We start from the raw sequence: 11724 nt of genomic DNA, 5'->3' as shown, positions 1-11724 counted from the left end.
CGTTCCACCGGCATACCGTTCCCGAAAAGCGTTACCCGTAATCATAGAAAGTCAGTAGACAGGGGCGTTCTGCTGACAGTCAGCGCCAGTTAACGCTGACGCAAGGAGAAAAGCGTTGAAGCAGAATAAAGGCGTCACCACGGCGACGATGAAAGACGTGGCGGATGAAGCGGGCGTTTCCACCGCGACCGTATCCCGAACGTTAATGAACCCAGAGAAAGTCTCTGCGACCACCCGCAGGAAGGTCGAGCAGGCTGTCATCGCCGTTGGCTATTCGCCTCACGCACTCAACAGGAATCTCAAGCGTAACGAATCGCGCACGATCCTGACGATCGTCCCGGATATCTGCGATCCCTATTTCTCCGAAATATTTCGCGGGATCGAGGAAACGGCAGCCGAACACGGCTATCTGGTGTTGATTGGCGATTGCGCTCACCAGCATCAGAAAGAAAAAACCTTCGTCGACCTGATTATTACCAAGCAGATCGATGGCATGCTGTTACTTGGCTCTAATCTGCCGTTTGACGCAGGCCAGGAAGAGCAGCGTAATCTGCCACCGATGGTGATGGCGAATGAGTTCTCGCCGGATCTGGCGCTGCCCACCGTGCATATCGATAACCTGACCGCCGCCTTTGAAGCCGTACACTATCTGCATCAGGCGGGTCACCAGCGCATCGCCTGCATTGCCGGCCCAGAGCACATGCACCTGAGCCAATATCGCCTCCAGGGATATATTCAGGCCCTGCGCCGCAACGGGATTCTCATCGATAACCAGTATATCTTTCGGGGCGATTTCACCTACGAAACTGGGATTAACGGCCTGATTGCACTGATGCAACATCCTCAGCCCCCCAGCGCGGTCTTCTGTCATAGCGACCTCATGGCGCTGGGCGTGCTGGCGCAGGCCAGAAAGATGGGGTTAGATATCCCGCGCGATCTCTCCGTTATCGGTTTCGATGATATCGAACAGGCGCGGTACAGCTGGCCGCCTCTGACTTCTGTCGCCCAGCCTCGTTATCAGATCGGACGCGAAGCAATGCTGCTACTCTTAGAGCAGTTGCAAGGTAACACGGTACAAAGCGGTTCCCGTCTGTTGTCCAGTGAGCTGGTCATACGCGACAGCGTCGCCGCACCGAATTACGCCCGTAACAGGCTTTAAGACTTCAGGTGCTGGTCAAATATTTGAGGGTTCAGTAACATGACCCCCTAATTATATTATTTACCTATCAATTCACAGCGAAACGACAGTGGCACAAAGAGACTACGTGAGCCGGGGACGTTCATCAGGGACGCGTCGGAAAACGACAAATAGCCGGAAAAAAGGCAAGGCTTCAGGTGCGTCCAAGACGATGATCGCACTCGCTGTTGCCGTTTTGGTCACCTTCGCGGGCGGTCTGTACTTTATCGCCCATAATAAACCGGACGATTCACCCGTCCTGCCGCATCAGAATGCGGGCAAAGGTAACGGGCTGCCACCCAAACCGGAAGAACGCTGGCGTTACATCAAAGAACTGGAAAACCGTCAGTTGGGCGTCACGACGCCAACGGAGCCTTCTGCGGGTGGCGAGATTCAGTCTCCGGTACAGTTGACGGATGAACAGCGCCAGCTGTTGGAACAGATGCAGTCAGATATGCGTCGTCAGCCAACGCAGCTTTCCGAGGTGCCGTATAACGACCAGACGCAGGTTCCGCGTTCTCAGGTGACGATCAAGCCGCCGACCCAATCGATGCAGCAGCCGCCTGTCGTGACAACGCAGCCCACCACGCGGGCGCCTGCGATCACGCAAACGACGCCTGTTGTTCCAAGACAAGAAGCACCAAAACAGGAAGCGCCGAAGCAGCAGCCGGTCAAACAGCCTGAAGCACCAAAAGCCGAGAAAACCCAGCGCTGGGCGATCCAATGTGGTTCCTTCAAAACCATGGATCCTGCCGAATCGGTCAGAGCACAGCTGGCGTTTGCCGGTATCGAAAGCCGCATCACCTCTAACGGCGGCTGGAACCGTATTATGCTTGGGCCTTATAACAACCGTGCTGCCGCAGATAGCATGATTCAACGTCTTAAGGGCGCGGGCGCATCAAACTGTATTCCTCTTGCCAGCGGGGGTTGAAAAACCCCACGCCTTCCCCCATCTATAACATCAATGTGCCCCGAATCATGCGGGGATCTTTTTCTTCAAACGGGGACTGACTCGTGACAACAATTGTAAGCGTACGCCGCAACGGCCAGGTGGTCATTGGCGGTGATGGACAAGCCACTCTGGGCAACACCGTGATGAAAGGCAATGTGCGTAAAGTACGTCGCCTCTACCATGACCGCGTCATCGCCGGTTTCGCAGGCGGCACGGCGGATGCCTTCACCCTTTTTGAGCTTTTTGAGCGCAAGCTGGAATTACACCAGGGTCATCTGGTGAAAGCTGCCGTCGAGCTGGCGAAAGACTGGCGTACCGACCGTATGCTACGCAAGCTGGAAGCCCTGTTAGCCGTTGCGGACGAAAATGCCTCGCTGATCATTACCGGTAATGGTGATGTCGTGCAGCCCGAAAACGATCTGATCGCGATTGGTTCTGGCGGTCCTTATGCACAGGCTGCCGCACGTGCTTTACTGGAAAACACCGAGCTGGGTGCGCGTGATATCGTCGAGAAATCTCTGGGGATTGCTGGCGACATCTGTATCTACACCAACCAGTTCCACACGATAGAAGAATTAGCCTCCAAGGCGTAAGGATCAACTATGTCTGAAATGACCCCGCGCGAGATAGTCAGCGAACTCGACAGCTATATCATCGGCCAGCATAAAGCGAAACGCGCCGTTTCCATCGCGCTGCGTAACCGCTGGCGTCGCATGCAGTTGGACGAAGCACTTCGTCATGAAGTGACGCCTAAAAATATTCTCATGATCGGCCCGACCGGCGTCGGTAAAACCGAAATCGCTCGTCGTCTGGCGAAGCTCGCCAATGCGCCGTTCATCAAAGTGGAAGCAACCAAATTCACCGAAGTGGGCTACGTAGGTAAAGAAGTTGACTCCATCATCCGCGATCTGACGGATTCCGCGATCAAAATGGTGCGCCTTCAGTCCATCGAAAAAAATCGCTTCCGTGCGGAAGAGATGGCGGAAGACCGCATTCTGGATGTACTGATTCCTCCAGCGAAAAACAACTGGGGACAGGCAGAAAGCACGCAGGAGCCTTCCGCTGCACGCCAGGCATTCCGTAAGAAACTGCGTGAAGGCCAGTTGGACGACAAAGAGATCGAGATCGATCTGGCTGCCGCTCCCGTTGGCGTAGAGATCATGGCGCCTCCGGGCATGGAAGAAATGACCAACCAGCTCCAGTCTATGTTCCAGAACCTGGCAGGACAGAAGCAGAAAGCCCGTAAGGTCAAAATCAAAGACGCCTTCAAGCTGCTGATAGAAGAAGAAGCCGCCAAGCTGGTGAACCCGGAAGAGCTGAAACAGCAGGCAATTGAAGCTGTTGAGCAGCACGGTATCGTGTTCATCGATGAGATCGACAAAATCTGTAAGCGTGGCGAAAGCTCTGGCCCAGATGTTTCCCGTGAAGGCGTTCAGCGCGACCTGCTGCCGCTGGTCGAAGGCTGCACCGTGTCCACCAAGCACGGTATGGTCAAAACCGACCACATCCTGTTTATCGCCTCCGGTGCGTTCCAGGTTGCCAGCCCGTCCGATCTGATTCCAGAATTGCAGGGGCGTCTGCCGATTCGCGTAGAGTTGCAGGCGCTGACCACGGAAGATTTCGAGCGTATCCTGACTGAACCGAGCGCCTCGCTGACCGAGCAGTACAAAGCGCTGATGGCGACGGAAGGCGTGAATATTTCGTTCACCGCCGATGGTATCCGCCGTATTGCCGAAGCCGCCTGGCAGGTCAACGAAAGCACCGAGAATATCGGCGCACGCCGTTTGCATACCGTGATGGAGCGTCTGATCGAGGACGTGTCATACGATGCCAGCGAAATGAACGGTCAAAGCGTTACCATTGACGCAGATTACGTACGTAATCATCTGGATGAATTAGTAGCAGATGAAGATCTGAGTCGATTTATCTTATAATCCGTTTTCGCGGATCGCACGATTAACGATAAAGTGGGAGGCGTTGGCCTCCCACTTTTGTTTCTGACGCCGCCATCACTGACTTTTCTTGTTTATAAACGGATGATTCACGCAATTGAATCGTCAATAAAAATTGAAGCACACCATGACCTTATCGACCCATAGCAGCAAAACCAAAGCCTGGCTGGATAGCCTGCGTCCAAAGACATTGCCATTAGCTTTTGCGTCCATCGTCACCGGCTCGGCGATCGCGAGCTGGCATAGCAGCTTTAAACCGGGCGTAGCATTACTGGCGTTGTTAACCGCCGGACTGCTGCAAATCCTTTCCAATCTGGCGAACGACTATGGGGATGCGATAAAAGGCAGCGATACCGAGGAACGCATCGGGCCGTTGCGCGGCATCCAGACCGGGGCAATTACGCTGTCGCAGTTGCGCAATGCGCTAATCGTGACCGTGGCGCTCACCATCATTTCCGGCGTAAGCCTGGTGATTCTGGCGTGTGAAAAGCCAGCGGATATCTTTGGTTTCCTGATTCTGGGGCTGCTGGCGATTTTCGCCGCCATTACCTATACCGTCGGTAACAAGCCCTACGGTTATATCGGACTCGGCGATATCTCAGTACTGATCTTTTTCGGCTGGCTCAGCGTCGCGGGATCGTATTACCTGCAAACCGGCCATTTCGACAGCATCGTGATGCTGCCAGCGACGGCCTGCGGTCTGTTGGCGACGGCGGTTCTGAACATCAACAACCTGCGCGATATCGACAACGATCGCATTAGCGGAAAGAACACGCTGGCAGTACGTCTTGGTGCGGAAAAAGCGCGCTTCTACCACACGATGCTGCTGTTGCTGGCACCGGTTTGTCTCGGTCTGTTTGCCACGTTTTATCTGCACAGTCTGGCGGGCTGGCTGTTTATTCTGGCGCTCCCGTTGCTGATTCAGCAGGCGCGCTATGTGCTGCGTGAAACCAGCGCATTCAGTATGCGGCCGATGCTGGAAAAAACGGTGAAAGGCGCACTGCTGACCAACATTCTGTTCGCCGTTGGCGTGATATTGAGTTAGTGCGGGTAAAGTGAGCGCGGGCGAAAAGTGGTGCGTATTTACTGATACGCATCAAGTTAACATTTGATGATTTTGCCAACAGCCGCCAGAAAGGGATATACTCATGATTCCGGCGGCAAACAGACGTTAATCCTATGAAATACGATACTTCCGAACTGTGCGATATCTACCACGAAGAGGTGAATGTTGTTGAGCCTCTGTTCTCTAATTTTGGCGGGCGTACTTCATTTGGTGGCAAAATCACCACGGTGAAATGTTTTGAGGATAATGGCCTGCTGTTCGATCTCCTTGAAGAGAACGGCCTTGGGCGCGTGCTTCTGGTTGATGGCGGCGGCTCCGTGCGTCGCGCGTTGATCAACGCGGAAATCGCCCGGCTGGCGACGCAAAACGAGTGGGAAGGCATTGTCGTTTATGGCGCGGTGCGTCAGGTTGACGATTTGGCTGAGCTGGATATTGGTATTCAGGCGATGGCAGCGATCCCGGTTGGTGCGGGTAGCGAAGGCATCGGCGAGAGCGATATCCGCGTCAACTTCGGTGGCGTCACGTTCTTCTCCGGTGACCATCTGTATGCCGATAACACCGGTATTATTTTGGCGGAAGACCCGCTGGATATTGAATAATATCGTTGAATTCCCGCGTTTTTATTGTGGTGACATCAGCACAAAAAAGGGCGATAGACGCCCTTTTTTATTTGGCTCAATCGATAAGCCGTTCCTTCGTCTGAGCCAGCAAGTCCTATTAGACTTCTTCCATTTTGCCTAACAGCGCGCGCAGGCGCTCTTGCCATACCACTTGCTCTTCTTTCAACTGCTCGTTCTCGCGCACCAGCGCTTCACGTGAACCAGCTGCCGCCTGCACATCCTGCGACAGCGCGTTGTTCTGCTCTTTCAGCTCTTCAATTTCCATTTGCAACAGCGTGATGGTATCAATCGCCTGCTGAACTTTCGCTTCCAGCTTTTCAAACACTTCAAATGACATTCTTCAAACCCCTTTTAATCGCAACAAGGCAAAGATCGGTTAACGCTGGCTTTCGGACTCTGTAACCAACACCCAACGGTGTCGCCATCCGCCCGTAAACATAATCCTGACCGCGGGACGGCTGGCAAGACAGACCATAGCGAAATTGTATGTAGCCAACCGCCACCTGTCTAGCGCACATCCCCCACTACGCGAGTGTGGCAGCTTTTCTTACGTAACACTATCAGTACAAACTGAAAAACAGGCAGTACAAACTGAAAAATGGGCAGCCGAAATGGAAAAATGAGCGGCGTAAACGGAAAACTACTCCTGTTCGCTTCCCCATTACTCCTATTGTGTTAATAAATTTAACCTGAGCGTTACTATCAACCGTGGACGAAAAACCACGGCGAGTCATTTTATAAGCGAATACGCTCATTTTCTTGACGCGCAACACACATTTCAATTTCGATATTTCTCGTTTTCGCGCATTAACGATAAATTCACATCATAAATACATTTAAAACAGAGGATGCCCCAACGGTATCCTTAGACCTACCACTCTGTACGTTACCCAGCAGGTAAAAAAATATGAGCCAAGCAGAACGTTCAACGCTAAAAGGCCAGTGTATCGCCGAATTCCTCGGCACTGGCCTGCTGATTTTCTTCGGTGTCGGCTGTGTCGCCGCCTTGAAACTGGCGGGAGCCAGCTTCGGACAGTGGGAAATCAGTATCATTTGGGGTCTGGGGGTTGCGATGGCAATCTACCTCACCGCCGCGATTTCCGGCGCTCACCTCAACCCGGCCGTTACTATCGCCCTGTGGCTGTTTGCCTGTTTCGATGGACGCAAGGTAGTGCCTTACATTCTGGCGCAGATTGCTGGGGCATTTTGTGCCGCCGCACTGGTCTACGGTCTGTATCACAGTCTGTTCGTGGATTTTGAACAAGCCAACAATATGGTGCGCGGCAGCACGGAAAGCCTGAGTTTAGCGGGCATTTTCTCAACCTATCCGAACCCACACATTTCCGTTATGCAGGCGCTGCTGGTTGAAACCGTCATCACCGCCATCCTGATGTGTCTGATTCTGGCGCTGACCGATGATGGCAACGGTATCCCACGCGGACCACTCGCTCCCCTGTTGATCGGTATTTTGATTGCCGTTATCGGTGCATCCATGGGGCCGCTGACTGGCTTCGCCCTTAACCCAGCGCGTGACTTTGGTCCTAAGTTGTTCGCTTTCCTAGCGGGCTGGGGCAACGTGGCCTTCACCGGCGCACGCGAAATTCCTTACTTCCTGGTTCCCATCTTCGGCCCGATTATCGGTGCCTGTCTGGGTGCCTTCGGCTATCGCGCACTGATTGGCCGCAATCTGCCATGTGATGTATGCGAACCCGAGGCAGAAACTACCACGCGTCGTGAAAGCCGTTAAACTTAACGCCACGACCATCCTATTTCACGGTTAATCATTACAGGATTGGATTTATGAACCCGGAAAAAAAATATATTGTCGCGCTCGACCAGGGCACAACCAGCTCCCGCGCCATCGTGCTGGATCACGATGCCAACATCGTTAGCGTTTCACAGCGTGAATTCACCCAGATCTATCCAAAAGCAGGCTGGGTAGAGCATGACCCGATGGAGATTTGGGCATCACAAAGCTCAACGCTGAACGAAGTGTTGGCGAAAGCCGACATCAGCGCGGATGAAGTCGCGGGCATTGGTATCACCAACCAGCGTGAAACCACCGTCGTATGGGAAAAAGAGAGCGGCAAGCCGATTTATAACGCCATCGTCTGGCAGTGTCGTCGTACCGCTGAAATTTGCGAAAAGCTGAAGAAAGACGGTCTGGAAGAGTACGTTCGCAACACCACCGGTCTGGTGGTCGATCCCTATTTCTCTGGCACCAAGGTGAAATGGATTCTGGATCACGTTGAAGGCTCTCGTGAACGCGCCAAACGCGGCGAACTGCTGTTTGGTACCATCGATACCTGGCTGATTTGGAAAATGACGCAAGGGCGTGTTCACGTCACGGATTACACTAACGCCTCCCGTACCATGCTGTTTAACATTCATACGTTGGAATGGGATGCCCGTATGCTGGAAGCGCTGGATATCCCACGCGAGATGCTGCCGGAAGTACGCGCGTCTTCAGAAGTCTACGGCCAGACCAACATTGGTGGTAAAGGTGGTACGCGTATTCCTATCGCTGGTATCGCAGGTGACCAGCAGGCAGCGCTGTACGGCCAGCTCTGCGTCCACCCTGGACAGGCGAAAAACACCTACGGCACGGGCTGCTTCCTGCTGATGAACACCGGTAAAGAAGCGGTGGCTGTCCAAACACGGCCTGCTGACCACCATCGCCTGCGGCCCACGCGGCGAAGTTAACTACGCGCTGGAAGGCTCGGTGTTCGTTGGCGGTGCCTCCATCCAATGGCTGCGTGACGAGCTGAAGCTGATCGGCGACTCAATGGACTCCGAGTACTTCGCGACGAAAGTAAAGGATTCTAACGGCGTTTATGTCGTCCCCGCCTTCACCGGTTTGGGCGCGCCTTACTGGGACCCATATGCCCGCGGCGCGATCTTCGGTCTGACCCGTGGCGTGAACGCTAACCACATCATTCGTGCAACGCTGGAATCCATTGCCTTCCAGACCCGCGATGTACTGGATGCCATGCAGGCAGACGCCGACACGCGCCTGAAAGCACTGCGTGTCGACGGCGGTGCGGTCGCCAACAACTTCCTGATGCAGTTTCAGTCCGATATTCTCGGTACGCGCGTGGAACGTCCGGAAGTGCGTGAATCCACCGCACTGGGTGCGGCTTTCCTGGCGGGCTTAGCGACGGGCTTCTGGAACGATCTGGATGAAGTGAAGAGTAAAGCCACGATAGAGCGTGAATTCCGCCCTAGCATCGAAACCGTAGAGCGTAACGTGCGCTACAGCGGCTGGCAGAAAGCCGTAGCTCGTGCTCGTAACTGGGAAGATCACGACGCGTAATCCGCCAACACATCTATCCACATCGGGCGCGCCTGTCGCGCCCGTTTTTTCCCTATCGCTCAACCGCCACTCTCCCCCGTTGTGATAAAATCCTCACCCACATCCTAATGTTGCTCGTTTAAGAACCGAGATACCGGGGCGACCACAGTGCGAGGTGTCCCTGCGGGAACCTCATCACCGTGTTTCCCCTAAATCCATGCTTAAGTGGCTAACATGAGGCCGCCCCTTTTCCCGATCGACAATAGACAGGTATTTATGAAACGTGAATTAGCCATTGAGTTCTCACGCGTCACCGAAGCAGCCGCGCTGGCAGGCTATAAGTGGTTAGGTCGTGGCGACAAGAATGCCGCCGACAATGCTGCCGTACAGGCGATGCGCATCATGCTGAATCAGGTCAATATCAACGGTCAAATTGTCATCGGCGAAGGGGAAATCGATGAAGCACCTATGTTGTTCATCGGCGAGCAGGTCGGTACAGGTCAGGGCGATGCCGTAGACATCGCTGTCGATCCGATTGAAGGCACGCGGATGACGGCAATGGGTCAGGCGAACGCGCTGGCCGTGCTGGCCGTTGGCGAAAAAGGCACGTTTTTGCACGCGCCAGACATGTACATGGAAAAGCTGATTGTTGGCCCCGAAGCAAAAGGCGCGATTGACCTCAACCTGCCGCTAGCGGACAACCTGCGTAATGTCGCACTGAAGCTGGGTAAACCGCTGAGCCAGTTAACGGTGACTATACTCGCTAAACCGCGCCACGATGCCTGTATCGCGGACATGCAGCAGTTGGGTGTGAAAGTGTTCGCGATTCCAGACGGTGACGTAGCAGCATCCATCCTCACCTGCATGCCAGACAGTGAAGTTGACGTGCTGTACGGCATCGGCGGCGCGCCAGAAGGCGTGATCTCAGCAGCCGTTATCCGCGCGCTTGATGGAGACATGCAAGGGCGTTTACTGGCACGTCATCAGGTCAAAGGTGATAGCGCTGAAAACCGCCGCATCGGTGAAGACGAGCTGGCACGCTGCCAACAAATGGGCATCGAAGCCGGTGGCGTCCTCAAGCTTGATGACATGGCGCGCAACGATAACGTGATTTTCTCTGCAACTGGCATCACCAAAGGTGATTTGCTGGACGGGATCGCGCGTAAAGGCAATATGGCAACGACCGAAACGCTGCTGATCCGCGGCAAATCCCGCACGATCCGCCGGATTAAATCGACGCACTATCTGGATCGTAAGGATCGTACGCTGCACGAGTTCCTGCTGTAGCTGACCACTGCACGACTGACTGATTGTTTCACAGTTGTTAATAAATGGCGTATCGTAGATGCCCGACTTACATGCAAAAATAGCAGCGTCTAATGCAAGCAACAGGAGCAGAAAAATATGGCTGAATGGGTGACAGGCAAGGTAGTTCAGGTAGAAAACTGGACAGAAAGTCTGTTTAGCATTCGAGTTCACGCGCCCACCGATGCATTCACTGCCGGGCAGTATGGCAAACTGGCGCTGGAGATTGATGGTGAGAAAGTGCAGCGCGCTTATTCCTACGTGAATGCGCCCAGCGATCCCACGCTTGAGTTCTATCTGGTGACGGTACCAGAAGGTAAGCTCAGCCCGCATCTGCATGCGTTGCAGCCCGGTTCAGACGTCCTGATCGTCAAAGAGGCTGCCGGCTTTTTCGTGCTGGAAGAAGTGCCTGATTGTGAAACGCTGTGGATGCTGGCAACAGGGACGGGCATCGGCCCTTATCTGTCGATTCTTCAGGAAGGTAAAGGGCTGGAGCGTTTTAAGAATATCGTGCTGGTTCACGCCGCCCGCTTCTCACGCGATCTGAGCTATCTGCCGCTGATGCAACAATTACAACAGCGCTATCACGGTCAACTACGTATTCAAACGGTTGTCAGTCGGGAAGAAGAAACAGGCTCGCTGACGGGCCGCATTCCCCAGCTGATCAGCAGCGGTACGCTGGAAGCCGCCGTAGGCCTGCCGATGGATGCAGCGACAAGCCACGTCATGCTGTGCGGCAACCCGCAGATGGTACGCGACACCCAGCTGTTGCTGAAAGAAGAGCGCCAAATGACCAAGCACCTGCGTCGCAGGCCCGGTCATATGACTGCCGAAAACTATTGGTAAACGGCAGTTCGTTGTTAATCAGCGGCGGAAACGAAACGGCTCCGCCGCTGCGCCAAAGCGGTTTTCCCCTTTTGTCCCCAGAAAAACGCCGCAGTCGAGCAGCGTCATCACGACAATCAGAATCGGCAAGAAGCGGCCAATGCCCCACTGCCAGATGGACGAGAACATTGTCCAATTACCCGAAGCCAACATCCACGCCACCACGAGCAGCAGCGCCCACCAGCCGCTCTTATTACGGTCGTGCAGCCGCTTCACCATGATCGCCGCCGTCGGCCACAGCAATACCACCAAACCAAATGCCGTCGATTGCGTATCCAGCCAGTTTTGGCCGGATAGCGTAAATAGCACCGCCATCAGCGCGACCCAAATAGCTATCCAAAGCCAGAAATCACGACGACCGACTCGGCCTTTAAACGAGAAGCACCATTGCTGTAATGTCATTAACGATAACGCCCTGAATTGTCGGCCTGCCTGGCCGAATTAATCTGTATTTTACGCTGGCTGATTTTACCTC

At 54.2% G+C, this 11724-nt stretch carries 11 protein-coding genes and 1 pseudogene; 10 read left to right on the top strand and 2 right to left on the bottom strand.

What is annotated here, in order from left to right; all coding sequences use genetic code 11:
- Positions 1–148: 148 nt before the first annotated feature.
- The 6 genes from cytR to rraA all read left to right on the top strand — a co-directional run bounded on the left by cytR (position 149) and on the right by rraA (position 5746).
- Complete coding sequence (gene cytR, locus HP572_RS21220) at positions 149–1159, top strand: DNA-binding transcriptional regulator CytR (protein ID WP_371745342.1); 1011 nt, start codon at positions 149–151, stop codon at positions 1157–1159.
- A gap of 88 nt (positions 1160–1247) precedes the next feature.
- Positions 1248–2108 carry a cell division protein FtsN gene (gene ftsN, locus HP572_RS21215; RefSeq protein WP_240584265.1) on the top strand — a complete coding sequence of 287 codons (861 nt, stop codon included), beginning with the start codon at positions 1248–1250 and terminating at the stop codon, positions 2106–2108.
- Between the two features lie 83 nt (positions 2109–2191).
- Positions 2192–2722: an ATP-dependent protease subunit HslV gene (hslV, locus tag HP572_RS21210; RefSeq protein WP_005973334.1), complete on the top strand. Its 531-nt coding sequence runs from the start codon at positions 2192–2194 to the stop codon at positions 2720–2722.
- 9 nt (positions 2723–2731) lie between these two features.
- A complete protein-coding gene (gene hslU / locus HP572_RS21205; RefSeq protein WP_014916999.1) occupies positions 2732–4063 on the top strand; it encodes an HslU--HslV peptidase ATPase subunit in 1332 nt (443 codons plus the stop codon).
- Positions 4064–4208: 145 nt separating this feature from the next.
- A complete protein-coding gene (locus tag HP572_RS21200) occupies positions 4209–5126 on the top strand; it encodes a 1,4-dihydroxy-2-naphthoate polyprenyltransferase (RefSeq protein WP_174866886.1) in 918 nt (305 codons plus the stop codon).
- A gap of 134 nt (positions 5127–5260) precedes the next feature.
- Entirely contained in the window at positions 5261–5746 is a 486-nt protein-coding gene (gene rraA / locus HP572_RS21195; protein WP_010281528.1) for a ribonuclease E activity regulator RraA, read from the top strand.
- A gap of 118 nt (positions 5747–5864) precedes the next feature.
- Here rraA and zapB read toward each other — a convergent pair whose 3' ends face one another.
- The gene (gene zapB, locus HP572_RS21190; RefSeq protein WP_010281529.1) at positions 5865–6104 is read right to left on the bottom strand and encodes a septal ring assembly protein ZapB; all 240 of its coding nucleotides are present in this window, start codon (positions 6102–6104) and stop codon (positions 5865–5867) included.
- A gap of 570 nt (positions 6105–6674) precedes the next feature.
- Here zapB and HP572_RS21185 point away from each other — a divergent pair.
- From HP572_RS21185 to fpr, 4 genes and pseudogenes are all read left to right on the top strand, one after another.
- A complete protein-coding gene (locus HP572_RS21185) occupies positions 6675–7514 on the top strand; it encodes an MIP/aquaporin family protein (RefSeq protein WP_174877137.1) in 840 nt (279 codons plus the stop codon).
- A 53-nt stretch (positions 7515–7567) separates the two neighbouring features.
- Positions 7568–9080, top strand: a pseudogene (glpK, locus tag HP572_RS21180) (glycerol kinase GlpK).
- A gap of 255 nt (positions 9081–9335) precedes the next feature.
- A complete protein-coding gene (glpX, locus tag HP572_RS21175; protein WP_205549691.1) occupies positions 9336–10346 on the top strand; it encodes a class II fructose-bisphosphatase in 1011 nt (336 codons plus the stop codon).
- 117 nt (positions 10347–10463) lie between these two features.
- Complete coding sequence (gene fpr, locus HP572_RS21170; RefSeq protein WP_010281538.1) at positions 10464–11210, top strand: ferredoxin--NADP(+) reductase; 747 nt, start codon at positions 10464–10466, stop codon at positions 11208–11210.
- 18 nt (positions 11211–11228) lie between these two features.
- On the opposite strand, the gene HP572_RS21165 is transcribed toward fpr, so the two are convergent.
- The gene (locus tag HP572_RS21165; RefSeq protein WP_240584264.1) at positions 11229–11651 is read right to left on the bottom strand and encodes a DUF805 domain-containing protein; all 423 of its coding nucleotides are present in this window, start codon (positions 11649–11651) and stop codon (positions 11229–11231) included.
- Positions 11652–11724: the final 73 nt, after the last annotated feature.

It is taken from the genome of Pectobacterium sp. PL64 (assembly GCF_022477975.1).
In the GTDB taxonomy this organism is placed as follows: Bacteria; Pseudomonadota; Gammaproteobacteria; order Enterobacterales; family Enterobacteriaceae; genus Pectobacterium; species Pectobacterium jejuense.
The sequence above is the reverse complement of the archived record's forward strand: the minus strand, read 5'-3'. Positions and strand labels throughout refer to the sequence as shown.